The 26894-nt window shown below is 51.1% G+C and carries 20 protein-coding genes; 15 read left to right on the top strand and 5 right to left on the bottom strand.

Translation table 11 applies throughout. The features are described from left to right. The first annotated feature begins 891 nt into the window (after nt 1-891). The 4 genes from Pr1d_RS01015 to Pr1d_RS01000 all read left to right on the top strand — a co-directional run bounded on the left by Pr1d_RS01015 (nt 892) and on the right by Pr1d_RS01000 (nt 7958). Nucleotides 892-2361: a KamA family radical SAM protein gene (locus Pr1d_RS01015; protein WP_148071765.1), complete on the top strand. Its 1470-nt coding sequence runs from the start codon at nt 892-894 to the stop codon at nt 2359-2361. Between the two features lie 15 nt (nt 2362-2376). After that, entirely contained in the window at nt 2377-6372 is a 3996-nt protein-coding gene (locus Pr1d_RS01010) for a Pls/PosA family non-ribosomal peptide synthetase (protein ID WP_148071764.1), read from the top strand. Beyond that, nucleotides 6362-7345, top strand: coding sequence for a C45 family autoproteolytic acyltransferase/hydolase (locus Pr1d_RS01005; RefSeq protein WP_148071763.1), 984 nt, complete (start codon nt 6362-6364; stop codon nt 7343-7345). The genes Pr1d_RS01010 and Pr1d_RS01005 overlap by 11 nt, the downstream gene beginning before the upstream one ends. 94 nt (nt 7346-7439) lie before the next feature. Next, nucleotides 7440-7958 carry a hypothetical protein gene (locus Pr1d_RS01000; protein ID WP_148071762.1) on the top strand — a complete coding sequence of 173 codons (519 nt, stop codon included), beginning with the start codon at nt 7440-7442 and terminating at the stop codon, nt 7956-7958. A 149-nt stretch (nt 7959-8107) separates the two neighbouring features. Here Pr1d_RS01000 and Pr1d_RS00995 read toward each other — a convergent pair whose 3' ends face one another. Beyond that, nucleotides 8108-9388, bottom strand: a complete 1281-nt coding sequence (locus tag Pr1d_RS00995; RefSeq protein WP_168204989.1) for an outer membrane beta-barrel protein — start codon at nt 9386-9388, stop codon at nt 8108-8110. 591 nt (nt 9389-9979) lie between these two features. On the opposite strand from Pr1d_RS00995, the gene Pr1d_RS00990 reads away from it, so the two are divergent. After that, the gene (locus tag Pr1d_RS00990) at nt 9980-10369 is read left to right on the top strand and encodes a hypothetical protein (RefSeq protein ID WP_148071760.1); all 390 of its coding nucleotides are present in this window, start codon (nt 9980-9982) and stop codon (nt 10367-10369) included. Nucleotides 10370-10427: 58 nt separating this feature from the next. Here Pr1d_RS00990 and Pr1d_RS00985 read toward each other — a convergent pair whose 3' ends face one another. Next, a complete protein-coding gene (locus tag Pr1d_RS00985; RefSeq protein ID WP_148071759.1) occupies nt 10428-11858 on the bottom strand; it encodes a tetratricopeptide repeat protein in 1431 nt (476 codons plus the stop codon). A 357-nt stretch (nt 11859-12215) separates the two neighbouring features. Here Pr1d_RS00985 and Pr1d_RS00980 point away from each other — a divergent pair, with 357 nt between their 5' ends. From Pr1d_RS00980 to Pr1d_RS00970, 3 genes are all read left to right on the top strand, one after another. Then, nucleotides 12216-13991, top strand: coding sequence for an ABC transporter permease subunit (locus Pr1d_RS00980; protein ID WP_148071758.1), 1776 nt, complete (start codon nt 12216-12218; stop codon nt 13989-13991). A gap of 112 nt (nt 13992-14103) precedes the next feature. After that, nucleotides 14104-15363 (top strand): CNNM domain-containing protein, encoded by a 1260-nt coding sequence (locus tag Pr1d_RS00975; RefSeq protein WP_148071757.1) that lies wholly within the window; start codon nt 14104-14106, stop codon nt 15361-15363. Continuing rightward, nucleotides 15360-16325, top strand: coding sequence for a CNNM domain-containing protein (locus tag Pr1d_RS00970; protein ID WP_148071756.1), 966 nt, complete (start codon nt 15360-15362; stop codon nt 16323-16325). Before Pr1d_RS00975 ends, Pr1d_RS00970 begins: the two co-directional genes overlap by 4 nt. An 85-nt stretch (nt 16326-16410) precedes the next feature. On the opposite strand, the gene Pr1d_RS00965 is transcribed toward Pr1d_RS00970, so the two are convergent. Both Pr1d_RS00965 and Pr1d_RS00960 read right to left on the bottom strand, forming a co-directional pair. Beyond that, nucleotides 16411-16650, bottom strand: coding sequence for a hypothetical protein (locus Pr1d_RS00965; RefSeq protein ID WP_148071755.1), 240 nt, complete (start codon nt 16648-16650; stop codon nt 16411-16413). 140 nt (nt 16651-16790) lie between these two features. Then, a complete protein-coding gene (locus Pr1d_RS00960; RefSeq protein ID WP_148071754.1) occupies nt 16791-17774 on the bottom strand; it encodes a tetratricopeptide repeat protein in 984 nt (327 codons plus the stop codon). A gap of 148 nt (nt 17775-17922) precedes the next feature. On the opposite strand from Pr1d_RS00960, the gene Pr1d_RS00955 reads away from it, so the two are divergent. From Pr1d_RS00955 to Pr1d_RS00940, 4 genes are all read left to right on the top strand, one after another. Next, nucleotides 17923-18366, top strand: coding sequence for a hypothetical protein (locus Pr1d_RS00955; protein ID WP_148071753.1), 444 nt, complete (start codon nt 17923-17925; stop codon nt 18364-18366). A gap of 535 nt (nt 18367-18901) precedes the next feature. After that, the gene (locus Pr1d_RS00950; RefSeq protein ID WP_148071752.1) at nt 18902-19774 is read left to right on the top strand and encodes an MlaE family ABC transporter permease; all 873 of its coding nucleotides are present in this window, start codon (nt 18902-18904) and stop codon (nt 19772-19774) included. Then, nucleotides 19774-20589, top strand: coding sequence for an ABC transporter ATP-binding protein (locus Pr1d_RS00945; protein WP_148071751.1), 816 nt, complete (start codon nt 19774-19776; stop codon nt 20587-20589). The genes Pr1d_RS00950 and Pr1d_RS00945 overlap by 1 nt, the downstream gene beginning before the upstream one ends. Then, nucleotides 20589-21704, top strand: a complete 1116-nt coding sequence (locus tag Pr1d_RS00940) for an MlaD family protein (protein WP_148071750.1) — start codon at nt 20589-20591, stop codon at nt 21702-21704. Before Pr1d_RS00945 ends, Pr1d_RS00940 begins: the two co-directional genes overlap by 1 nt. Nucleotides 21705-21760: 56 nt before the next feature. On the opposite strand, the gene lysA is transcribed toward Pr1d_RS00940, so the two are convergent. Next, on the bottom strand, nt 21761-23023 hold the full coding sequence (gene lysA / locus Pr1d_RS00935) for a diaminopimelate decarboxylase (protein WP_148071749.1): 1263 nt from the start codon (nt 23021-23023) through the stop codon (nt 21761-21763). Between the two features lie 292 nt (nt 23024-23315). Here lysA and Pr1d_RS00930 point away from each other — a divergent pair, with 292 nt between their 5' ends. The 3 genes from Pr1d_RS00930 to Pr1d_RS00920 all read left to right on the top strand — a co-directional run bounded on the left by Pr1d_RS00930 (nt 23316) and on the right by Pr1d_RS00920 (nt 26851). After that, nucleotides 23316-23798, top strand: a complete 483-nt coding sequence (locus Pr1d_RS00930; RefSeq protein WP_148071748.1) for a hypothetical protein — start codon at nt 23316-23318, stop codon at nt 23796-23798. A gap of 205 nt (nt 23799-24003) precedes the next feature. Further along, nucleotides 24004-24633 carry an RNA polymerase sigma factor gene (locus Pr1d_RS00925; protein WP_238476609.1) on the top strand — a complete coding sequence of 210 codons (630 nt, stop codon included), beginning with the start codon at nt 24004-24006 and terminating at the stop codon, nt 24631-24633. Then, nucleotides 24623-26851, top strand: a complete 2229-nt coding sequence (locus Pr1d_RS00920; RefSeq protein WP_148071747.1) for a serine hydrolase domain-containing protein — start codon at nt 24623-24625, stop codon at nt 26849-26851. Before Pr1d_RS00925 ends, Pr1d_RS00920 begins: the two co-directional genes overlap by 11 nt. The last annotated feature ends 43 nt before the right edge of the window (nt 26852-26894 follow it).

The raw sequence follows: 26894 nt of genomic DNA, 5'->3' as shown, positions 1-26894 counted from the left end.
GGGGGACCATCGTACGCCGTCAAGTTCACACACCTTTTATCTAGGGTGAAGGTGAGCTAGCAGTCGGGAGCCCCTGCAACTCCTGTGGCTATAACCGAGATTTGCTATTGAGAGCCAAGAATCGCTAGTTATTCTAAGTGCATTCTTTATGCAGTGCGAGAAAGGCTGGGCGCTTTTTGTGGTCAATACCGGCAGTGCATGTCATTTAGCCCTAGGGGTTAGGTCAGTTAATTCTAGTGGCACCAAGAGAAACCATTCTCTCCTATCCATTCCGAGCAATCTGAGCTGAAGGGAGCCTAGATCCTATCCCTTTACCTACTGTGATGGCGCTGGAATGGGAGCGTTGGAAGTAACTTTTGCTAGGTGTTTGGATAGGCTATTGGTTTCTTCAAGGACGCTTGTCGAATCTGAGTGCAGAGCCCTAACTCATTTCCCTAAAAGACTTTATGTAGTTCATTTCTTGGGACAATCCCAACCTTCATAAAGTTGGAATTGGATCATAGCTGATGCCTTCCCTTTCTTCTTATATAGCCCAATATTGACAAAACTCGCAAAGCACTTAAGCTAGCTTAATGTCACATATAACCCATATGCCCACTAATTACCGACAACCCTGATGTGATGCGTTGTCCTGCGGTTCATTCAAACTCCACTAAGAATCTGACTCTTCTCCGTCTTATGTGAATTTAAAACCAGAGACCGGCTGTATGTCGAGATCATCCTATGGATTTAGATCTTATCGCATGGCAGCAAATCGAACTCACTGGTTGGTACTCGAAAGACCACGGGAGGTTCATTCAAAATTCATTGAGTCTGAGAACGTTTTAGTGATTCTCCAGTGAGAGACACAATAAAGACAATTGAAATCTAGCAGCTTGGTAGAAACATCTGATGATTGATACTGCGACGACCGAACGGCGCGAGATATCGAAAATATCCCTGCCTGGCAAAGGTCAATCGACATTAGAGCAAACGCCTCGTCGAGAATACCAGAGTTTACAGCATGTTCGTCCGCCGGTTTCCTTCGAGTCTTTAACTCATGGCCAGTTCCCTGAGGAGGAATTCTGGCGCAAGCTTCCGGCATATGCGGATATCGACCGTGAGACATTCCTAGACTACAAGTGGCAGTCGCGAAATTCAAAAACCAGTGCTGGGCGACTAAAAAAATTGATCGGAGATTTTGCGCCCGCAGAATTCTTCACCGATTTGGAGCAGGGACTTAGTAAGGCCCCCATGGCGCTACGCATTTCTCCTTACATCATCTCGCTCATCGATTGGGAAGATCCATATAATTGCCCTTTGCGCATTCAATTTGTTCCAATAGGCAATAGACTTCTCGAAGACCATCCCAATACGCATCTCGATTCTCTCAACGAGCAAGGCGATTCGCCGACCCCAGGCCTTACTCATCGCTACTTCGACAAAGCGCTCTTCCTTCCCATTAATACCTGTCCAGTGTATTGCCGCTTTTGCACACGGAGTTACTCTGTCGGCATGGATACGGAGGAAGTATCTAAGGTTTCGCTTCGCGTCGACTACGAGCGATGGAAAAAAGCTTTTGAGTATATCGAATCGCGGCCGGAGCTTGAAGACATCGTTATTAGTGGGGGCGATGCCTACAATCTGCGTGCTGACCAACTAGAAGAAATCGGCTTAACATTACTTGCGATTCCGAACGTTCGCCGGATCCGAGTTGCGACCAAAGGATTGGCGGTCATGCCACAGAAAATACTTTCGGATAAAAAGTGGCTGCAGGCGCTCACTACCGTTGGTAATCACGCTCGTAAGAACCATAAAGACATGGCGATTCATACCCATTTCAATCACCCCAAGGAGATGACCTGGATTTCTCAGCAAGCATTAGGCGTGTTGCACGAGCGAGGCATTACTGTGCGTAACCAAGCAGTCATGCAGCGAGGAGTAAACGATGAAGTCGATACAATGATTCAATTGGTGCGTCGTTTAAGCTATATCAACGTTCATCCCTACTATGTTTATGTTTGCGACATGGTGAGCGGAATAGAGGACCTGCGCACCAGCTTGTCGACGGCACTCAACATAGAAAAGCATGTCCGAGGTTCGACTGCAGGGTTTAATACACCTACGTTTGTCTGTGATCTACCCGGCGGGGGGGGGAAACGCTCGATTCATTCCTATGAATACTACAATCAAGATACTGGAATAGCCGTTTATACGGCTCCTTCGGTTAAAGCGGGAAAGTTGTTCTTCTACTTTGATCCGATTCATAGCTTGAGCGAGCAATCGAGGTTAAGATGGAGTGATCCAGTCGAGGGACAAAGAATGCTCGACGAAGCCATTCGCGAATCGAAGACCTCCTCTTCTACCGTGGATCTTGCCTAATCGAGTCTGACATAAATGGCCAACCTGACGATATCGGACACACTGTGTGTTCATGAGCTGTTTGAATCTCACGTAGAGCAGAACCCCTGTCAAACGGCGTTGGTTTGCGGTGAAGTTGAGTGGTCGTACGAAGAACTTGACCGACGCGCGAATCAGCTTGCCCGGCATCTCAAGTCTTGCGGTATCGGACCTGGGAATTTCGTTGGTCTCTTCATGCGCCGTTCTGAGAACTCGATTCTTGCCATTCTGGCGGTGCTCAAGGCAGGTGCCGCTTATGTTCCAATTGACCCGGCCTTCCCCGACATGCGCATTGGGCACATTCTCGAAGAAGCCGAAGTGACAGCACTTCTGACCGAACAAGCCCACGCATCCAGAGCAAAAACCTATTTCGGTGGACTATGCATCATTTGTGACGATAGCAGTCCTGACATTTCAGCTCAATCCACTGATCGATTGTCAATTGATGAGACGGGCGTGACAGCAGAAGACCTCTGCTACGTTCTTTACACTTCTGGCAGTACAGGGCGCCCCAAGGGCGTGATGACCGAGCATCGGAATGTTGTCCGCTTTGTGCAGGCTTTCAACGAGGAATTGCGACTCACTTCTGAGGACCGCGTCTACCATGGCTTCGCGCTTGGATTTGACGGTTCCGTCGAAGAAATGTGGATGGCCTTTTCCAATGGCGCGTGTTTGGTGGTAGGAACCACAGAGATCGCACATGTTGGCAACGAAGCAGCCAAGTTGCTCTGCGATTTGGGTATCAGCGTCCTCTCGACGGTCCCGACCTGTTTGGGAATGATTCATGACGACATTCCGAGTCTGCGCCTGATTATCGTAAGTGGCGAGCCGTGCCCGGCTGCGTTGGTGAACAAATGGGCCACAAACAACCGTCGAATGCTCAATGTCTACGGACCGACTGAAACAACAGTCAATGCGACAGTGGCCGAATGTGTGCCTAATGAACAGGTGACTATTGGGCGTCCGTTGAACGGGTATGAAGCCTTGATTCTAGACCGCAATATGCAACCAGTGCCTCCAGGAAACAGAGGCGAACTCTACATCGGCGGTGTTGGCCTTGCACGGGGATACCTAGGACAACCAGACCAAACCATAAGGCAGTTTGTCGACAATCCCCTGCGTAGCAACGGCCATAGCTCGAAACTCTACCGTACGGGAGATCTGGTCGAAAGAACTGCTACCGGTGATTTAGTGTTTCACGGTCGGATCGACCGACAAGTGAAAGTGCGTGGATACCGTATCGAGCTTGCTGAGATAGAGTCGGTACTACGTGGACACTCAGCCATCGATCAGGCGGTAGTAAATATCGTTGATAAAGGTGGTCAAAAGGAACTCGCTGCTTACGTTGTTCCAGCCAACTCGGTGGAATCTATCGATCGAGACGAGATTTTGAATTGGCTCAAAGACCACGTGCCTCATTACATGATTCCAAGTTTTCTCGACAATTTGGATGTCCTGCCCACGTTGGATAGTGGCAAAGTTGACCGTAATCGTCTCCCGGCCCCGAAGCTTCCGCTGGTGCCGGTCAAACGATCTGTTGTAGAACCTCGAAATGAGTTGGAATCTAGGATCGTAAGCGTATGGGAGAAGTTGTTTAGCGTGTCCTCTATCTCAATCGAGGACGATTTCTTTCTAGACCTTGGTGGCTACTCCTTACTAGCAGTGGAGATGGCATTGCTGCTGCGGAAAGAGTACGGTTATGACGTTGCGATTCGCGATGTCTACATGAATCCAACGGTAGTTCAGCTTGCTGAGCATGTATCCAGTTCGGTGGTCAATGAATCGGAAGCATCGCTTGAGAGTTCGGTAGCCTCACCTGCGCCCGTGACAAGTCGAGAAGTCTTCCAGAGTGTACCCCGCTTAACTCGATACATTTGCTACTGTCTTCAAGCGGTTTCAGTGGCTGTGATCTACAGTTTAGCCGCGACTCCCCTGTTGATAGGCATTCTTCTTACATTTGCGCTGCTCACAGCGAAGGTATCGCTGAATGCCTACATTTGGTCCATGTCAGCAGCCGTCTTCTTTGCCCCTCTAGTTGGGATTCTACTCTCGATTGCTGTGAAATGGGTGGTCATTGGGAGATATAAGCCTGGCGAATACCCTGTCTGGGGTTTCTATTACTTCCGCTGGTGGTTGGTTACTCGAACTCAGTTTTTGGCGTGGACAGATATTTACATTGGCTCCCCCCTCATGAGTTTCTACTACCGATTGATGGGTGCACAGGTCGGGAAGAATAGCCTTTTTGATTCGAACAATTGTGTGATATTTGATCTGCTTTCCGTTGGAGACGACACGTGTATTGGATCGGAAACTCATTTTTTGGGTTATCGAGTCGAAGATGGCTTATTGAAAATTGGTTCTATTGAGATTGGAAGCAGATGTTTTGTAGGCACCCAATGTGCTTTGGGTATTAATACACGGATGGAAGACGACGCCCTACTCGATGACATGTCGTTGTTGCCAGACAACTCGACCATTGGCAGTGGTGAAGCATTTGCTGGATCTCCGGCACAGCCCGCTACGGTCAAGGTTCCTGACATTGACATTGGGAAGCAAGTTAGTTCTAGGCGAACAGGGTTGTATTGCATGTTGCACTTCATCAGCAGCGAGATCTTCGGTGAAATTCTGCTGTTGGGTATTATCATGCCGATCGCTTTGTTGCTGATTGCTGGCTTTCGGTATGGAGGTGCTGCAGGGAGCATCACTTCGTTATTCATGGGTCTTCCACTTTGCCTGGTCTGGTTCTGTCTTTTTGTAGCGGCTGTTAAGCGTACACTGCTGCCAAAATCGGATACCGGCGTCCATTCCCTCGAGAGTTGGGTTTATCTGAAGAGATGGTCAGCTGATCTATTTCTGAGGTACGCCTCATCAATCGTCTACCCTGTTTACTCGACAATTTTTCTCCCCAGTTGGCTCCGTATGCTTGGTGCCAATATCGGCTCTCGAGCAGAGATATCTACAGTCACTCATGTTACTCCTGACTTAGTAACAATCGGGCAAGAGAGTTTTCTGGCTGACGGCTCGATGATCGGTGGCAGGCGTCTCTATCGAGGGCATTTTCAGGTCAGTTTCAATCGCATTGGCTCTCGGACTTTTCTAGGCAACGGGGCTCTGCTTCCTGATGGGATTGAACTTGGTAGCAATTGTCTTGTGGGTGTCCTTTCGGTTCCCCCCACTTCGAACGCTTCCGAGTTTACGGACAACACGGAGTGGCTTGGCTCTCCACCATTCAGACTGCCGCATCGGGAGAAGGTGCAAGGATTTGACGATGCGACAATATTTCGGCCTACCTTGAGGCTCTACGTAACGCGGATTTTCATCGACGGGCTGAGAGTGTTGCTCCCTTATTACATCGGTATGCTCGCATTGGCATTGTTTAGTGTCTGCGTTGTCGCCGGCGTGTCTAGGTTCTCACCTGGGGCAATTCTTGCGCTTGTCCCCGTACTCGTTTCCTTTCTCGTAGTCTTTTCCTTGCTCCTAGTAGTGGCCATTAAGCAAATCTGCATGGGAACAATTAAGCCCGTCATCAAGCCACTATGGTGCGTCTATATCTGGCTGAACGAGTTGACGAATGCCGTTTTCGAGATGATCACTATGTCGCTCGCGTGGCCACTGTTCGGCACTCCATTTTTTAGCTCGTATTTGCGATTACTGGGATGTAAAATAGGAAAAGGGGCCTTCATCGAAACGGAGCTCTTTTCGGAATTTGATTTGGTCAGTATTGGCAACTACGCTGCGCTGAATTCCGGGGCAGTAATCCAGAATCACCTCTTCGAAGACCGCATTATGAAATCCTCGTCGTTGGTGGTAGGTGATGAATGTTCCGTAGGAAATATGTCAATAGTATTGTACGACTCAGAAATGCAACAAGGCTCCTCAATTGGCCCGCTGTCATTGTTGATGAAGGGCGACTCATTGCCTGAAAAGACACGATGGATTGGTATTCCCATCAATCAATTGCGTGATCCAGGAAACTCCTCGCATGACTCATAAGAATTACTTTGAAATCGAGGCAGACAATACCTACGAGCTTGGTCTTCAAAAGGGCAAACTCTTCGGTGAGTCCCTACTTCAGTCCTTGAACGAAGAAAGAAAAGGCAAGGTATGGAGTGAATATGTCCGTCGGTCGCGTGAATATCTAACGCCCACAGAAAAAGTTTTTCCCGAGTTAGTTGCTGAGCTCAAAGGCTACGCTCATGGGGCGGGGACCTCCTTCGAGGAACTCTGGACTCTGAATCTCCTCGATGAGCTCACGCAAGACGTCCAGGAAAAATGTACGACATTCGTCACAAACAACGGATTCCTTGTAGCGCATAATGAAGATTGGTCAGCCGATGCGGAGGATGAACTTTGCGTTCTTAAAAGAACCATTGGGGACGCCACGACGCTCGAGCTATTCTATGTGAATACTTTGGGTGGAAATGCAATTTCAATTAATTCCCACGGTATTTTGCAAGCAATCAATAGTTTGAACCATTACGATCATCAGATGGGCATACCCAAATGTGTGGTTGCAAGATGGCTTTCCGATACGAGTGCGCCCGAGCGAGATTTGGAAATGCTAGGGCGGCTACGACGTGCATCTGGATTTCACCACGTAATCGTTAATTCGTTGGGCAATGTTTGGAGTGTCGAGTGTTCTGCAAAAAGTCACATCATAACAACCCCCGCTATTCCTTTCGTGCATACCAATCACTATTTGATGCCTGAGATGGCTGTTCTGGAAGGGAATAGCAATCGCTTTGGTACATTTGGCAGATTAAGTCGTGCATCAGAGAATGTCTCTGAAACGATGTCGATAGAGAAGGCGAGAAAGATTTTGGGAGATTCGTCCCAAGGTAAACGAAGGAGTATTCACAGTAACCGTACCATTGGCGGAATGATTGTCGATGTCGATCATATGCAAGCGATGGTCTGGCTGCGCCGTGAAAGCAAAAAGGGATGGTTGTCCTATGAAATGAATTAATGATTCAGGAGTCTTCAGCAGTGAAGATCTCACGGTTTTTCTGGTTTATGATTTCACTAAATACCTGTGACAAACCTATGAAGGGAACTATGCAATGAAAAGAACTTTTTGGACGACGATGTTGATGATGATGCTGGCTTCTGGGAGTTGGGCACTTTATGTTGGTGCCCAAGATTTCCAGAATTTGCTTGCTGAAACCTCATCGAGCGAGAATCTCGATAGCATGCGATACCAGTTTACAGACCACGTGTTTCTGCAGAATGGACGGCAGTTAGAGATACTTCTTCGCCTCGACCGCTTCACCGGAGAAACTTGGCGATATCATGCTAGCCAATCCGCATGGTCTCCGATATCTGAACCGGATAATAGCATCTTGCCTATTTCCAGCGGCGAAAGCCGTTACGAATTGATATCTCACGTTTATCGAGATCAGTTGGGTAGAGAACTCGAACTTTTTGTGCGAGTAGACTTTGTCGATGGAAACTCTTGGAGCTATCAAGGAATGTCAGGTTCTTGGGATCCGATTACCGTTGAATCAAGCCAAGATTCTGGACAAGTTGAGACTCAGACTCTACCTGAAAGCTCGTCGGGAGAAGCCGGGAACGCCTCTTAAGGCGACTGAGGTGCAGTTTTCACCTCAGCATGAAATCTGAAGGCGACAAGTGATGCACAATGATTGCTTCCCGAGCATTTACTATCTGAAAAACTCCGCACGAGTTGCTTACGGATACTCGTGCGGAGTATGACATCTTTAGAAGTTGGCTAATAAGTAATCACACAGTCGATAGCAGTAACCCACTGATTGTAGTTGGGGGCAACTGCTGCTGCGAAGTTGTCCTCAGCGGGTGTCCAGTCATATCGAATTTCTGGGCGGAAAACGATATTGGAACGCGGTTCGTAATTGAGCCCGAGTGTAATGTCATTGTAGGACTGCTGATCTGGCGTGCTTGAGTTACTCTTCCACCATTCAGCGCGGCCTCCAGCCCACCACTTGTCGTTTAATTGGTAGTATACGTATTGGACAACGCCAAACTCTTCAACTGAGAACCCTGGAGTTGCAAAGCTATTGTTGGTACGAACGTAATCGCTTTGCAAGGCATACTCCAGTTTGTCCGTTAATAAGAGTTCGAGCACAATACTATGGTTGTAGCCGTCGTCACCTCGAAAGCCAAAATCTCCCGCAGATGCTAGGTAAGTAAATGTGACGAGATCATTTGGTTCGATGACGAAGCCGCCGATTCCGCTGTTGCCACCAAGGTTTTGGTCAAATGCCGTATCCCAGCCCAGGGTCCAACCAGCATAGAATGTCACTCCCTCATAGGCAGTGTTCTTTGCTAGTACGCCTGTGTTGGTAAAGGGTTCACTATTAAACATGGTAAGCGAGTGGCTAAAAAAGAAGTTGTCTATCGCCCTGGAGGACTCATATCCGATCGGCGAAAGGAAATAGCCGGCAATGACTGACCAATCTTCATAGGCGACCTCGCCATAAAGCTGCGGCATAGCCCAACCATAGACGCCGTGGTCCCAAGAGGCATCAAACGTGCCTGAGTTTACAATTTGAGCACCGGGGTTCCCAGTCGCTTGCAGGCTTTGGGCATCAGTTCCATAGACAGCATCGACGCGAAAACCAAAATCAAGGCCTTGAGATCCGTCAGCTTCCTTGCCTAAGTAGAGCCAGGACTGGGGGATATTCAGACGGTTAGGAACATCGTTGTAGGAGAGGAGATCTCCTTTATCAAAGGACTGCCTGGTGTTCTTGTTGTAGTAACCAAATGTGGTCCAGCCACCGATCACGAATGGTGAGCATGGGTCCAACATGCCCTGAAGAAGTCCAATTTCGTCTTCATCACAAACGGAAGTACTACAGCTACATCCGGATGGATTATTGCAACCACAACAGGAGTCTTCTGAATCACACCGACAAGGCGTCACCGCACTCGCAGAAGCGACTAACTCGCCTTGCTCGACAACCAACTCCTTTGTCGCAATGCTCTTGGCTTCATAGAAGTCCATGTTACTCAGCTCACAGCTTTCGGGGGACATTAGAGTCTCTTCAACCTCTTGGCTGTTTTCTTCTGCGTTTGCCTGTATCGGTAGAAGTAAACCGACGAAGACTGCGAGAGAAATAGTCGACATTTTCATGGTTTTTCGCCTAATGGATCGGAAGTCTAGTATGTATTTTTGAAATTACTTATTCGGCACATATTGTCACGAGAGAGCTCTTGTTTGAGCAGATCTGTCAATTGCCCGAATTGTTCCTTCCCAACATAATCCGCTCAAACCCCTCGAAGAGCTACACGTCTTACAATTCGTTCAGCAGAAAAATTGCTTACCGTTACTATCGACCATACAGTCAGATTAATACGAAATACAAAGAGGAGCACCGGTCAATACCGTTGCAGAAAAAAATCTGGTCTGGCAAACTTTAACGACAAGAAAAACTCTTCTGAGGAAAATTTGCGTTTGCGAGCCAAAAACCTCTTGTTTCCTGGCGTTCCAAGTGGATAAAACTTAGGGACAAGGTCAACCGAGGCATCAACACCTTATCAAGCTGGCTAGTTTTTGGGATCAACTTCACGGGTCATTTAAGAGTCTGCTATTGCATGGCCCGCTTGAGAGTAGGATAGAAATTAGATGGCTCCTGGTGAAGCTTTTGCAAAACGAGTGTTCTTTTGGGCCGGGGTCTATGGGCTAATTCTACTCGTACCCCAGTACTTTCTTGAATCGCGCATCGGACGTGACTATCCGCCACCGATGACCCATCCGGAGAATTTCTACGGGTTCGTGGGAGTAGCGTTGGCTTGGCAGATTGGGTTCTTGATCATCGCCAGCGATCCGCGGCGGCTGCGGCCGATGATGCTGGCGGGGGTGGCTGAAAAGTTTTTCTTTGCAGCCTCGACATTTACGCTGCTAATGTTGTCGCGCGTTCCGGGGGTTTTCGGATTGTTCGCTGGAATTGACCTCATTCTAGGCGTTCTGTTTCTTGTTGCCTTTTTCAAGGTAGGAGACGTGGAAGCGATGTGAGGTATGCTCCAATTCGTGTTGCTGCCAAACGTGGAAAGCGCCAAGCCGCAAGCGGCAGCTATTCGGATTTTAGTTCGTTGAGTAGCTCCTCGGCTTGTTCGCGGAATACGAAGAGCCCCTGTTTCTGTTGAAGAACTTGCTCGAGCGCCTGGCGGGCTTTGTCTTTTTGGCCTTGGTCAGCCATGATGCGGGCGATCAAGTAGGCGGAGTCGGTTTGAAGTTGGCCGCGGGCGCCAATCTGGAGCGGCTCTTGGGCTTCGTTCATGCGGCCCAGCTTGTAGAGCACGTAGGCCTTGGTGATGTTGGCCTGGGAATTCTGAGGAAACAGCTTGGCGTTCTGCTCCGCAAACCGAAGGGCTCGTTCTTGATCGGCCGCGTCGGCGCTTTCGATCAATAGCAACGCCATAAGGTCATTGGCGCGGGCGTTGCCTGGATCAAGACTCAACACTTTGTTGAAAGCCTGTTCGGCTCGGTCGTCTTGATTGAGCATCAGGGCGACGACACCATCCAAGAGGACCGCCACAGGTGCCGAGGGAGTTAGTTTCAATAGTGCTGTGGAGACTTCCTGGGCCTTTTCTAGTTCGCCTTGTTGCAACAACCATTCGGCATAAGTACGGACAGTTGTGGGATCCTGACTGTCTTCTTTGTAAGCCCGTTCGAATGCCTTGCGAGCGTTATCCATATCTCCGGTTTGGGTGAAAAGCTGTCCAAGGGAAGCGTAGGGGTGAGGGAGTTCGGGGTTTAGTTTTCGTGCTTTGGTGAATTCGTCGTAGGCTTCCTTGGACTTATCCAAGCGGAAGAGGGTAACACCAAGTCGAGCATGGGACATAGCATTGTCAGGATCGGTCTCTACCCATTGATTGAGTAACTCCAGGGCAGCTTCCCACTTTCCACGGCGTTCTTGCACCGCCGCCTTACCGGCTAGAACGCGGATTTCCATATCGCGTTTTCTCTTGGCACTCCCTTCGAACTTCTCAACAAGCGGTTCTGCTTTTTCAAACAAGGCCTCGGCTTCCGCGGTGCGATTGCCAGCAAAGGATTGATCAGCCAGCAATAAATAGGCCTCGGGATCGGTGGGATCTTCGGCGACCTGGAGTTCGAGCAGATTGTAGGCACCCTGGTTGTTCTTTGCCATGACATGCAATTTGGCGAGAGTAATATAGGTCGGTGGTAGCTTGGGGTATTTTTCCTTAGCTTGTTTGAGGAATTCAAGCGCCCCTTCGACGTCACCGTTCTTGAATCGCTGAATTGCTTTCTCGATTTCGGGATATTTCTGGTTTGAAAGCGAGACAGCCGAGCCGATTAAAGCCTCGACGGTTGGTTGCATGCTGGCATCTTCGGCAGCACCCAGGGCCGATGTAGGCTCTGCAGTGGGACTCGTAGGGTCTTGTGCCTGGGCAAACGACGCAGTAAATGAGATTGTGGCGATTACCACGTAGTGGATGGTGTTGGCGAGTACTAGAGGACGAAGAGACTTGCTGAAATTCATGATTTTTATTTTGCCTTAATGTGGGTCGCTTATGCTACGGCGTTTAAGGAAATAGAGCCTGGCAATAGGACGAAATTAGGAACGGAAGCGTAAACCAACGGGAGATCACTATCTGCCCGCGCTGCTGCCGAATTCATTTTAGACATTTCGTGCTGAGTAGCCAGTCGCTGTTTGGGAAAAATGACCATTGAAGGGGCAAGAAACCGCAGGCTACAGCCAACGACTGGTAAAATCGTTGGGGGCCCCAGACTCGACTCTGCCTGTTGTGGGGCTTATAGTGGGGGGAATACCGGCGACTCGTCGTGTCACGGTTATCGGAGGTAGCTTAGTTTTCGCTTCCAACAAAGGAATATTTGCTTGCTCATCGGTCCGGTTTTTTCACGAGAAGTCACCACGAGTGTTCGCAATTTGCGACTTTACCTACAACGGGCCGTTTATGTGGCAGCGTTGTTTGGCCTAGTGCTCACGGCATGGCTCATCCTGCTTGGGTCGCAAAGTGTGCGGAGCCTAAGTGACTTGGCACGGTTTGGCTCGGCTGTGTTTGGCTTGCTCGCTCCACTGCAAATGGCGATGGCGGTGGCATTCGCGGCGCTGCTGACGACTGCTGCGGTGGCGCAAGAAAAAGATCGCCGTACGCTCGATTTGTTGCTGATGACCCGCATGACCAATGCCGAGTTGGTTTTGGGGAAGTTGCTCGCCAGTTCCTTGAGTGTGTTTGTATTGATCATTGCGGCGGTTCCGTTGCTCATGCTGCTGACCCTGTTGGGCGGTGTATCCTACGGGCAAGTCTTTCGAGTGGTGGGCGTCACTCTTGCGGCGGCTGCCGTAGCAGGGAGTTTGGGTTCGACACTCGCGCTGTGGCGAGAAAAGACATTCCAGTCATTGGCGATGACAGCACTGGGATTGGTGCTGTGGGTAGTTGGGGGTGAAGTGCTGGCTAGTGGCCGTTTGGAAAGCGAATGGCTGGGGGCACCTGCCGAGACTTGGGCAATTGCTCTCTCCCCCTTGCGAGCAATTCTGGCTGCGATCCAACCTTTGAGGGACACAAATCCGCTCTTTGAGTGGTGTGGTGGGGCGGTGAACTTGTTCATGCTGCTCTCAATTGCGGCAGCGGTGTTGTTGAACTTGTGGGCTATCTTGAGGATGCGAGTTTGGAATCCATCACAAGAACTGCAGCCTCGACTCACCGACGAGCAAGCCGAGAAGCTCGCCTCTCAGGCTGCCGCGAATCCCAAGGAAAAGACCTCTAAGCAAGTGTGGGACAACCCGATTCTGTGGCGAGAGGTGTGTACGTGGGCCTATGGGAAGAAAATCGTGGTGGTAAAGGCGGCGTATCTTGTGATTTTTGCTATTTGCGCGGTGGCGTTGGTGGCGATGCTTGATCCCGAAACAAGCTCCGGTTCACGCTATGCGGCCAGCCTGCCCGTGATGGCAAAGCCGCTATTACCTTTGATGGTGCTGGGGTTGGTGCTGGTGAATGCCTTGGCGGTGACGTCCCTCACGAATGAACGCGATCTGCGCGCTCTGGACCTGTTGCTGGTGACCGACTTGAGCCCTAAGGAAATCATTTACGGGAAGCTTCTAGGCACCTTCTATAACTCCAAGGAGATGATTCTCCTACCGCTGGCACTGAGTGGGATACTTTGGTTTACCGGTGAATTGAGTACGGAGAATATAGTTTTTCTGACACTGGCTTTCTTGGTAATGAACTGTTTCGTAGCGATGCTCGGGGTGCATTGCGGAATGACCTACGCTGTTTCACAGACAGCCGTAGGAGTTAGCTTGAGCACTGTGTTGTTTTTGCTTTTGGGGATTGGAGTATGTATGCGGATGATGATGGCTTTTCAGAATTCGTTTACCTATCAGCTTCAGGCGTTCATTGCATTCATGGTTTGCGGGGGGGCGGGTATGTTCTATGCGTTGGGGATTCGCAATCCCTCGCGGGCGATTGCCTTGGCCTCAGGAGTTACTCCCTTTGCTACCTACATTGTAATAACCAACTATTTTCAGCAGAGCTTCGGAGCTGCTTTCTTGATCACGGTCGTTACCTATGTGTTTATCACCGCTGCAATGCTGGTGCCAGCTGTATATGAATTCGATGTTGCTACGGGGCGGACGACTGGACAGGATTAAGAGGTGGAAGTCGAGAGCTGAGAGTCAAGACTCAAGAGATACATAGTTCTAACTTGGTCGCTTGACCCTCAGATTGATTGCTAGATCCATTTGCTTTGCGTGAGAACTTTCAGTGACTCTGCTCCAGAATTTTGGTCCTGCTTTTGCCGCGATGGCGTTGATCATTGTCGCATCGGGATTCTTTTCTTGTAGTGAGGCAGCGCTCTTCTCCCTTCAACCTGAGGATCGTCGGCAACTCAAGCGAGGGACTCACCTTCAGCGGGTTGCTGTGAGACTACTAGCACATCCAGAACAGTTGTTGATGGCGATTCTGTTCTGGAATCTAATCTTGAACATCGGGTATTTCGCTATCGCGTCGGTGGTTAGTATTCGACTCCAAAGCGAACGTCATCATGCCGAGGCGGGATTGGTGGCTTTCGTTGCACTGCTTGGCCTGATTATTTTTGGCGAGATGTTGCCGAAGACGATTGGGGTTCTTGCGCCACGATTCGTGTCGAGTATCGTGAGTTTTCCGTTGACGGTGGCCGTGCGAGTTTTCCGTCCGCTTTCTCCGATGTTTTCGGCAGTCAACCATGCGTTACGACGTCTGTTGTTTCCACATTTCCAGAAAGAACAATACTTGGAGTTGGCCGACTTGGAGCAAGCGATCTCTATCTCGACGCCCGATGAGGAACTTGCTGCTCAGGAGCGCTCGGCTTTGCAGAATATTGTGCTACTGTCAGATCTGACGGCAGAAGAGTTGATGCGTCCACGTACTCTGTACCAGAAATTTGCGCCGCCGGTTCAATTGACTGATTTGGGGGGGGAGTTTCCTCGGAGTGGATACTTGCTCGTTACAGAGCCAGAGAGTGAAGAGATTGCTGGTGCGATTGCCTTGAAACTGCTTTCGACGATTCCGCGAAACAATCTAGAGCATTTCGCCAAGCCAGTGGTTTACGTGCCTTGGTGCGCCACAGTTGCCTCCGTATTCGACACCTTGAACGCGGAAGACCGGGAGGTAGCAGCAGTCGTTAATGAATTCGGTGAGACGATTGGTATCGTTACACTCGAAGATTTGCTGCATACGGTTTTTGAAGACGATTCGAGTCGCAGTGCACGGATGCTGGCCACCGCGTCGATACATCCTATGGGTGAGAATTTGTGGCAAGTTACAGGCATGACAAGCATGCGACGGCTAAGTCGGTTCTTTGAAGTGACTCTCCCCAAATGCAAGAGCACAACCGTGGCGGGTGTCTTGCAGGAAGTGCTCCAGCGATTGCCCGATGTTGGAGACGAGGTAGCTTGGCCTCCATTTCGGTTTCGCGTGCTGGAAAGTCAACCGAAGATGCTTTTAGAATTGGAACTTTTCCAACACTCGGAGGAGGGACAATGATAGTTGCTGTTTTCTTGTTTTTCTTGGGGGTGTCGTTGAGTGCCTTTTTTAGCGGATGTGAGACCGGCTTTTATCGCATTACACGCGTAAGATTGGCGATTGAAGCACTAGCTGGGAACTGGAACTCAAAGGCTCTGCTGTGGCTTGGCAACCAGCCGACGGTGTTTGTAGGTACGACGTTGGTAGGAAACAATTTGGCCAACTATCTGGTTTCGCTAAGCGTCGTGATTGGCTCCCAACGACTTTTTCCCAAAGGGGGTACGCTTGTTGATGTTCTAGGGCCCATTGTTCTTGCTCCTGTGGTTTTCTTGTTAGGGGAACTTTTACCGAAAAACATCTTCTATGATGCGCCCAATAGGCTGTTGAAACGGTGCACTGCCCCGTTGTTGGGTTGTACGGTTCTTTTTTTTCCGGTGACAGCTTTGTTGTGGGCATTTAGTCGCACCGTGCAATTCGTGACCCGTCGTTCTCCACAAGAGTTGCGACTACGGCTGGCCCGGCGTGAGCTGGCGGAGTTGATCACCGAGGGACATGAAGCTGGTATCTTGAGGCCCGCTCAACAAACGCTGGCCCAAGCGATGTTGGCGGTTGCGGGGCTGCCGCTTAAGACGATTGTGTTGCACCAGGGTCGCGTGGTGCGAGTGACCACCACAATGAGCAAGAGCGATGTGCTGCGGATCGCCCAGCACCACCATCGGGCGTTATTGCCCGTGGAGGATCCGCAGAACAAGCGTCAATTGGTAGGTTATCTGCGAATGATGGATCTCTATCTGAGCGATTCTCCGACTCTGCCTGAGCCGTTGCCAATGGTGGAATTGAGAGAGAACATGTCATGTCTGGCCGCGTTACGCAAACTAGGCCAGGCAGATGATGCTTTGGGACACGTGACGAGCAAAGACGGCAAGACAGTAGGTTTCGTCACGGGGCGCGAATTGCGAATGGCATTCCTGCGGGCGACTTAGAAAGACTCGGTCTTCGAAATCAAAGAAAAACCCTCACCTCCCGGCGAGGGTTATCAGTCGAGTCGTCTGTAGTGTTTCGACAAGGCTATTTGCTGTAGCCAAGTGATTTGATGATGCCTAGCATCTCTTCGAAATCAATAAAACGGCGACGATGGACCAATTTGTATTGATCAATGGAACGGGCTAATTCGGCAGCCGGTGGCGAAAGCTCTGAATGACTGTTGGCAAACTGGCGCCGTTCCCGATCGGGAGCAGACCCGTTCTCATAAGAAGCGCGGCGGTCAATAAACTCGGTTGGATTGGCGATTTCGGCAATTGCGGACATGGGCACGTTCCTGGCAGGTTAGTTTGTAGGTAGGAGGCGAAGCCACTGAAACATACCTTACGCTATCCAAGGAGGCGCCAACCTTCCGAGGGGATTCTGGGCCGAGTTCGAGTCGTGTCGGTTGCAACGATTATATTTGACTAGCGACGGAGAATGGGTTGGCCGGCGACACTCTCAAGTTCTTGCAGTTGGGTGAGCATTATGCGGCTCGGCTGATGTCCAGCATCGATCGCAATTGCTCGTTGCAACGTATTTGCCGCTGCATCACGCTGGCCAACAGCTTGTTCTGCTTGAGCAAGTTGGAATAGTAGTTCGGCGGGAGGTTCCCCACACAGACTGGCAGCGTAGAGACTTTCGACGGCCTCTTGATGTCTCCCCAGGGAGTCGTAGGCCAAACCTTCGAGCCACAATACTTGCTGTGGTTCCTCGCCAGGGGGATAGATGTCGAGCAGATAGTGTAACGTCGACAAGCTGCGCTGCGGATTGCCGAGCTCGTGCTGGATCTGAGCCACTTCCAGCAGCGCGCCAGTATCATGTGGTGAGAATCGCAGCGATTGTTGCATATCGGCTAGGCCACGTTCGAGTTCGCCGCGTTGGCGATAGACGCGACCCCGCAGTGCCCAACTGCCCGAAAGAGTGGCATCGAGCTTGATCGCTTCTTCGGCACGTTGCATGGCTTTATCCGTTGCACCGACCGCGAGGAGCATCTCTCCAGAACGGACGATCGTAGGTACGTGACGTGGGTCGATTTGGACGGCAGTTTCCATGTGAACGACGGCATCGCGATATGAGCCTTGTTGCCACAAAGCCTCGGCAAGATTACGTCGTGCTTCGGCGTCGCTGGGGCTGGCTTCGACTGCATCAGAGAGAAGGGTTTGCGCGCGACTCCACTGTCCGGTTTCCATGGCGCTCACCCCTTCGCGCGAAAGTTCTCGGCAGGTGGCAACGGATTCGGGAACGAGATTCTTCTTGCCCAGCGCGCAGCCACCCACGGCAAACGCAAGAGCGCAGCAAAGAGAAACCAGCGATGTCTGCCGAGAAGTCAAACGCACCTTTTGCCCAATTGAGGAATTGGAAAGGACAAGTGGTTCGGAATCGTAGCAAGCATGGCTTTTGGTTGGCAACGGCAGTGGTACTTAGCAATAGAGGGTGATAGAATTGGGTGCTAGCACTTGAGAAAGTAGTGCATTGTGAAAACGATGTGATGAACCAGACAACCAAGCCCTTCTGCTCACTCTAGCCTCGAACCATCAGCCACTAACCTCTATTTTCATGCCCGCTACCTTTGATAATCTCGGCATTCGATTTGAATATCCTGAGAATTGGTCTGTCGAGATTCAGGAGGATCTGTCTGCAACTAGCCAAGTGGTGGTTTCGAGCCCCCACACGGCTTTCTGGCAATTGAGCATACACCCCCCCGGAACGGAGTTGGAACCGCTGTTCGACGAAGCATTGGCGGCATTGCGGAGCGTCTACCAGGACCTTGATGTCGAACCGACTAACGAAATCCTGGAAGGAAACTTGATTGAAGGCTACACAGTCAACTTCTTCTCTCTCGATTTGACTAGCACATGTTGGATCAGAGGAATTGAGTCCCCTGAATATAACTTCCTAGTAATATCTCAGGCTGAGGATCGTGAGTTTGAACAAGTGCATCTCGTGTTCGAAGCTATGCTAGCAAGTGTGCTGAGGAATCAGCAAAAAATAGAGCAATGAAGGAAAGTGAGCCGGGTCGTCCCCGAACCCGATCTTGTAAGACTTGCAACTCGCAGTGCTATCGCACCATTATGATCGGTGCTTATTTCGCAGACTTCGTGAGTCTTTCACGATTTGGTACGCGGTGTGCATTACTCTTATACCAGTCCGCCAGGCACGCAGTGGCAAAGTCTTCTCTCCCGCATCTTGAAGGCGTAGCTCTGACCCAGGCGTTGCCTCTCGTCACAGTGCGTCGGTGTAGGACGCTACTTATCCCGTTACGGGCAACAACGAGCAGGACTAGAAGCTGAGGAACCGGTTGGCATCCCTCGCAGGGCCAACCGGTTCCTTTCTGTCAAAGGCGGCGTACGCTGGCGCCGCTAATCTTCCCCCAGCTTGCTAACAATGTTTCATTGACAAGCTTTGCTCAAGTGGCAATCTCCTCCCAGTCGAAACAGAGTTATGAGTCGTGGTGCGCGCCTAGTGTTAAAGATCTCGGGGCCAAGTGAGAGCCATCGGCTTCCGCCGACGGCTATGTGGAAATTGGTAGGCATTTATGTCAACAGGTATAGAATACTCGCCGCGGCCACGCCGTGGGGTGTTTGCGGCGCTAAAAGATCCCTTTGTGGATTTGGGGGGAGTCGTGCTGCGCTCGTTTGAGACCCTGGGAGACATGACGCTCTTCGCATGGCAAACGATTCGCTGGCTTGTTGCTCGCCTGCCGAGCAGGGATTCTCTCTACTCGAACATGTATCAGATCGGCGTGATGAGTTTGCCGGTGGTGGCCCTGACGGGGACCTTCATCGGGATGGTGCTCGCCGTGCAGTCCTATTCGCAGTTTCGCGCCTTTGGCCTGGAAACGCAACTAGGTGGCGTGATCAACCGCACAATGTTTCGTGAACTAGGACCTGTGCTTGCTGCCACGATGCTTGCAGGTCGCGTCGGTAGTGCAATGGCGGCGGAACTTGGCACGATGCGAGTGACCGAGCAGATTGACGCCTTGTCGAGCATGGGAGCCAATCCTATTCAATATCTTGTCGTGCCACGATTTTTAAGTTGCCTCTTGTTGATTCCCTCACTCACGATCATGGCCGTGTTCATGGGTGTGGTTGGTGGGGCGGCCTATTGTGTCTTCTTGTTGGATATCGATGTTCACCACTACTCTGCCAACTCTAAGACCTATGTCGAAACCTGGGATTTGATCTACGGTGTGATCAAGAGCATCTTTTTCGGTGCAACGATTGGATTGGTAAGTTGCTACCGGGGCTTTCACTGCAAAGCAGGGGCCGAAGGTGTGGGACAGGCTGCGACGAGTGCTTTCGTTCAATCTTTCGTTGTGATCATTGTCCTCGACCTGTTTCTGAGCATCATGCTGGACAACATCTATTCCTATCTCTGGCCAACTAGTCCCATGTTGCTCAACGGGTAATGGCAGATTCGAACACAATCATTGAGATCGACAAGCTCAACGTCAGATTCGGACGACAGGTTGTGCTGCGCGATATTTCGCTCTCCGTACCCGCTGGCCAGACACTGGCGATCATTGGCGAGAGTGGTTGCGGCAAGACAGTCTTGCTGAAGACGATAATCGGTTTGGTGCGGCCGACAAGTGGATTCGTGAAGTTTGATGGACAGCGTATCGATCAACTCACGGACCAGGAACTGACGCGGCAACGAACCCGATTCGGGTTTGTGTTTCAAAATGCCGCTTTGTTCGACAGCATGACCGTGGCCGAGAATATTTCGTTTCCTTTGAGACAACATCACCCTGAGCAGCGAGCAAGTCATGACGAAGCGATGTTAGCTCGGCTTGCAGAAGTGGGGCTCCCCACTGCCGTGCTACGAAAGCATCCAGCGGAGTTATCGGGCGGGATGCGCAAAAGGGTTGGTCTAGCGCGAGCTCTGGTCATGAATCCCGAGGTGCTACTCTACGACGAACCGACCACTGGACTGGATCCAATTGTGAGTGACGTGATCAATGAATTGATGATGCGCACTCGCAAGAAAAATGCCGTGACAAGCATCATTGTTACCCACGACATGAAGACAGCGCAGAAAGTGGCTGACCGGATTGTGATGCTCTACCCGCTCACCAGACTTGCGGAGAACGAACCGCAAATACTATTTGACGGGACTCCCGAGGAAATTGAGGGCGCAAAGGATCGGCGCGTGACTCAATTCATTCGCGGCGAGGCGGGGGACCGGTTGATGGAAATGAACGAACTTGCTGAGGAGGTAGTGTGATGGATGAGCGAACAAAGAAATTCCGTGTTGGGGCGATGGTGTTTTTCACCGGCATCGCTTCGGTTGTCTTGACCTTGATGAGCAGTGACTTAACCTGGTCTCCATTCAGCCATCACTATCAGTTGCAGTTGCTCGTGGATCAGGCCCCTGGGGTCGCACCAGACACACCGGTCCGTCGACGCGGCATTCTTATTGGTCGAGTAGATAAGGTCGAGGATACCGATTCAGGTGCTTTGATCACACTCAACATTGACGACGACAAACACTTGAAAACGAACGAAGTTGCTCGCATCCAGACATCGCTGATTGGTGATGCTGTAATCGAATTTGCACCTGCCAGTGGTCAGGCTTCGGCGCAGATTGTTCAGCCGGGGGGACCTCCCTTGCGTGGTTTCTACAATCCAAGCCCGCTTGATCTGATTGCGAACCTTCAAGGAGACCTCAAGGTTACGATTCAATCGCTCGGATCTGCGGGTGAGGAGGTTGCTCAACTGGCTGACAAACTCAATGCCGTGCTGGGGGACACTGACACTGAACGAGTTAACCGGATGATGGCAAACGCCGATTCAGCTCTGGCAAATTTCAATCGTGTGATGATCGACGTAGAAGATGTATTGGGTGACGAGCAGTTTAAGGACGAGCTCAAACGCGGGCTGTCCCAGTTGCCTTCGGTAGTGGCCGATGCCCGGCAGATCCTTCAGGTGCTTGAACGGACGCTGGCTTCTGCTGATAGGAACCTGCAGAACTTGCAGGGGCTCACCGGTCCCTTGGGGGATCGCGGACCGGAATTGGTCAATCGACTTGAAGGGAGTATCGATAATCTGGGTGTCCTATTCGAGGAGGCGGCATTATTGGTCAAGAGCGTAAACGCCAGCGAGGGAACGGTTGGGCTCTTGCTCCGTGATCGCGAACTCTATGACCGCTTGGGTAGGACGATTAATGAGGCAACGGCAGCGATCACCGACGTACGGTGCTTGATCAATGATAATCAAATCCAACGACGCATTCGTCAGATTTTGGACAATATCTGGGTGTTGACCGACAAGTTGGCCCGAGATCCGGCACGAGTGGCACGAGGGATTATCCCCAAAAATCGCGAAGTGCCATTGAAATAGGTTCTACTTGCGAAACATCACTTTCCTTAGAAGTCCTCTCAGGCAGAGAGGAGCTACTACGAAGTGGGAATTCTTTCCCCTCGAATGATTTCTTCAAACGATTGCCGGGCGCGGATCAGGTGGGCAGTTGAATCTTCGACAAGGACTTCGGCTGCCAGCGGTTTCGTGTTGTAGTTGCTTCCCATCACTGCACCGTAGGCACCTGCACAGCCGATTTCGAGCAGATCGCCAACTTGAGCCTCGGTTAGCCGCCGAGTGCTCACGAAACCGCCCTCTTCCTGGGTAAAGATATCGCCTGATTCGCACAGGGGTCCTCCCACCACGACATCAACGAGCTTGTTCGACTGATGGTCTCGCTGATAGATCTTCATAGGATGGTAAGCCCCATAGAGAATCGGTCGTGCAAGGTTATTGAATCCCGCGTCGACCAGATAGTAGAGATTCTCACCCATTTGTTTAACGGCGCGAAGTTCAGTCAGCAGCCTGCCAGCTTCAGCGACCAGATAGCGTCCCGGCTCGATTTCTAATGTGAGCGGGATACCGAGCAATGAAGCGAGCTTTTGGCGAGTCGCATCCCACATCTCAAAATAGGCGGCAACATCGACCCGCTGTTCACCTTCTCGATAGGGAACCGAGAGACCTCCTCCTGCGCTGATCGATCGGAGAGTTGGACCGACTTCTAGGGCGGTTGTTTCCATGGCATGACAGACTTGGCTTAGGTGCTCCATGTCGGTACCCGACCCAATGTGCATGTGGAGCCCAGTGACGGTAATGCCATATCTGGCCCCTCGCTCGATACACTCAGCAACTTGAGTATGCCAGATTCCATGCTTGGAGCCAGCGCCGCCGGTATTGGTTTTTTGACTATGTCCATGCCCGAACCCAGGATTAATCCGCAACGTGACTCCGCACCCAGGGCTCCGCTCGCCAAGTTGGTCGATCATCACAGGCGATCCGCAGTTGACCGGAAGGCTGTGCTCGACGACTAGATCAAGTGCTTCGCGGTCAAAGATGTCGGCTGTATAGACGATCTCCGGATGTTCGCCTCTAGCAGGCAGATAGCCGGCAGCGAGAGCCCGCCGAATCTCTCCTGCGCTAACAGCATCCACCAACACACCGGTGCGACGCATCAGATCAAGAATCGCCAAGTTAGAGCACGCCTTTTGGGCAAACCGCACTACATCGAACGCCGCAAACTCACGGATCCGTTCTTTAATGATGCATGAGTCGTAGACGTACAGCGGGGTGCCAAACTCTTGCGCCAGGGAAAATGAGGACAGGTCCAGTTTTCTCTCTCCTAAAATATTGGGTCTAGTCAAGTACGTTTCCTTTGGGAGGGGAAAGTGAACTTGCTCACAGGACCTGCGCACAATCTTGTCGAAATGGTAAGCCTCTGGCAGTACGTTGCATCCGACAGCATTCTAGAAAACCAGATTAGGGAGTCAATAACTGGACCAGTTCAAGTTTTTCCTGAGGAATCGTGGCCAACGCCAGTTTCGAGAAAACTGAGATCTGTTAGATTATAGGCACATCCCAGGGCACTCTCATCGTGAACCGCCCTCCCCTTGTAGCGAATTCGCCCTGCGAATGTGAACCGGACTCAGATCATCTATGGACTATCATGGCATTGAGGGTTTCCTTGGATCTCGTGCTTCGTTGGCCTATGACGTTGCATTTCTACTCGAGTTGGCTGTCATTCCGCTATTCATTCACAGTTTGCTGCTGCTGTTGGTTCGCCATGACTACCAGGCTCACAAACGGTTGCAGTTAATTGTTACTGGTATGTTTGCTGTTGCCGTCGGCTTGTTTGCGTTTGAGTTCTTTGCCTATGACTGGCGGACGCGAGTCGGTGTAGAAGCGGATGCCATCCCTCGCATTACTTACATGACACTGACGATCCACCTCGCATTCCTAACCATTACGGCTTTGATCTGGCTCGTATTGTTTCTTAATGCTTTGAACAAGATTCCTTCACCGCCTGGTCCTTGCGAGTTTGGTCCCACTTATGTGTTCTGGCTCGTGTTGCTTGGTTTGCAATTGTTTATCAGTACGCTAACGGGGTGGGAGTTTTATATGTTGGCGTTTTGCTACTGAGCGTGCCTTCTTTCGAAGGCCCGCAATCGTTCCTTGCTAACGATGCCAACTACTCGGCTATTTCGTTGTCGAAGTTAATATGCGGCGAGCATAGCATTTTCTTTTCTGCCTCCTTTCAAAGAGGCTATTTCGGGTGCCGTTCATCTAATTGGTGAGTCTCCGCACACAGTATGCAAAGTTTATCTTGGTAACTGCGCGGCTTGATATGGCACGCGCAATGAGAGAAAAGCAACTTCACGAGCTTTTTTTTGAGTATTCTGTAAGTCAACACTTGCTCGCGTTACCAATACCTATAGAAGATGGTTTTGCATTGCGTGAAGAAGATCAAAAAACGCTGTTCATGACTTGGCTTGAGGAGCATGGTTCATCAGTCATTAAGGTTGCGCGCGCATATACCCTTACAAGCGAGGAATGTCAGGATCTTGCACAGGAAATCATGCTACAGGCCTGGCGGTCATTGCCGAAGTTTGAAGCGAAGGCAAGCGCGGCGACGTGGTTTTATCGAGTGGCTTTACACACCGCGATGAATTGGCAAAGAAATGACAAGCCTCGCCGGTCCAGGCAGCAACCACTAATGGAGGTGGATGCCTTAGCACCCGAATCGATGAATGGAGTCAAGCAAGTCCAATATCAAGAGACCGTCGTGCAGCTTTACAATGCTATTCATCAGTTACCGAAAACAGATGCTGCATTGGTGCTGCTTTACCTTGATCAATTGAGTTATCGAGAAATGGCTGAAGTATTGGGCATCTCCGAAAGCAACGTGGGCGTGAAACTCAATCGAGCGAAGAAGTCTCTGAGCGAGCTGATGAAAGGCCACAAGCATGAATTCTGATGATCAGTTGGGCCCTGACTTTTATCAGCAGGCATGGCGTGCACAATCGTCTCAGGCCCCTGTCACGGTTGATGCCGACTTGTTGTTCCAACAAGTGCAGCGTAACCAACGAGATTTTCGAGCGACCATCAACCGTCGGGATTTCGCTGAAATAGGAATCTCGTTGCTGTTGTTGCCCGTGTGGATCTATATGGGCGTTGCAACGGCTTCGCCGTGGACGTGGTATTTGACCGTGCCGGCCCTTATTTGGATTGCTGGATTCCTCCTTATATATCGATTGCGTCACAAGCCGCAACCCATCCCATCGGACAATCCCCTGCTTAGGTGTGTGGAGTGTTCGTTGACCGAAGTGGAGGATCAAATCTGGTTGCTGCGGAATGTTTTCTGGTGGTATCTGCTGCCGCCTGCGATTCCCATGCTGGCATTCATAGCCCATCTTTCCTGGCTAAAGTCTAATAACTCGTTGGACGCTCTCAGCGATGCGAACGTCTTTGTTTTTGTATTTATCTTGGCGGTTTTCTATTTCCTCTATTTCATCAATCAACGCGCCGTACGCGTGGAGTTGGAGCCGCGACGCCGCGAGTTGCTCGCGCTATTATCCAGTCTCGGTACCGAGAAAACGGACGATTCGCCTGAAAAACTTGATACGACTAACCTTGCCAAGAGTGACGAATGCTTGGGGAAGATCGGACGATGGTTCCTCGTCGCTGTTTCATGCTTCTTGACACTTGTGGTGGTAGCCCTGGCGGGCGGGTTATTCGACTCCAGCTATGAAGGGCCTCCTCAAAGCATCGGCCCAGCAGGAGAATCGTTAGCGGGTTTGGTTACTAATCTGCGCAATGAGAAGGACCTTGTCGGTCTTGCAGCCATGGTCGTTGTCGACGGCGAAGTCGAGGCTGCTGCCGCCAACGGGGAACGGATGAAAGGGAGCAGCGTGCCGGTTGAGATCGGTGACCGCTGGCATTTGGGGGGAATCGCAAAATCGATCACGGCCACGATGATCGCGCGATTGGTCGAGTCAGGCCAGATGCAGTGGACCGACACCCTAGGCGATTGCTTCCCTGATGCATCCCTACACGAAGACTGGAAGCCGGTGACGCTCAAACAACTGCTGACGGACACAGCGGGCGCGCCAGCAAATTTTCCCATTGAAGTACGACGCATAAGGCCTCCACTCGGCCCGGAATGCACCCTGGCACGTCGAGAGGCAGTGTTTGAGGTAATCGCCAATCAACCTGAATACCCACCAGGTGAGAAGTATGTCTACTCGAATGTTGGCTGCACGATAGCGAGTGCGATGGCCGAGAAAGTGACCGGTGCCTCCTGGAAGGATCTCGTCATACGAGAAGTATATGAGCCACTGGTTCTCATCACCGCAGGGTTCGGCCCGCCGAAGAGCCCGGATCGTACGCTACCTGAGCCGCGCGGTCACCGAGCGGTTCTTGGCGGAAAAGTCTCGGTGGATGACGAGGCAGATAACACTACTATCATGGGTCCCTCAGGCATCGTTCACATGACCCTGAGCGACCTTTGCACTTACGCAACGGACCAAATGCGCGGTGAGCTTGGCGAGGGGAAGCTACTTTCCACCGAGACTTATCAACTGCTACACACACCCGAGTTCAGCTACTATGCCTTCGGCTGGATCAAGAAAGAACCAAATAAGGAACACCCCTATGCGCAGTACTGGCACAACGGCTCGAACACGATGTGGTACGCGATGGTTGTGTTCATCCCCGAGAAGAACATGGTGATCGCAGTCACCTCGAATGACGGCGATATCGAGAGTGCCCAAACAGCCGCCTTGGATATTGTGAGGGCCAGTGTGAACCGGAGCTACGCAATAGCTCAACCCACACAGGGGACAGACTTTCTCAAGAAATCTCCCTTTGCCGCAGTGCGTTGGCAAGATTCCCAACCGGAGGTCGAGCTCGACGGCCAGTGGTTCCGCCTCTTCGCAATCGACGGCCTCTTAACCGACGACATCCTTGCCTTCAGCAAGAATACCTACGGCAAACTCTGGCAAAAGCGATTCGAAGAAGACCTCGTCGAGATCCTCACCCGCATGGGCCACCCTCCCAAAGAGACGGTCCAACTCGTGGTCCAAACACTGATCCACCCAATCGATACGCGCACCCTCAACAAAGTCCCCATGACCTCGGAAAATCGAAGGGCAATAAAGGCGGCAGCTCAAGCCCGAGCGGATACGGAGTCCTGAGACGAACTGCCGCGAATAATCTGAAAAATCATATCTGACCAAA

The sequence above is a fragment of the Bythopirellula goksoeyrii genome (assembly GCF_008065115.1).
In the GTDB taxonomy this organism is placed as follows: Bacteria; Planctomycetota; Planctomycetia; order Pirellulales; family Lacipirellulaceae; genus Bythopirellula; species Bythopirellula goksoeyrii.
Note: the sequence above shows the minus strand (reverse complement) of the source record. Positions and strands in the feature narration are given on the sequence as shown.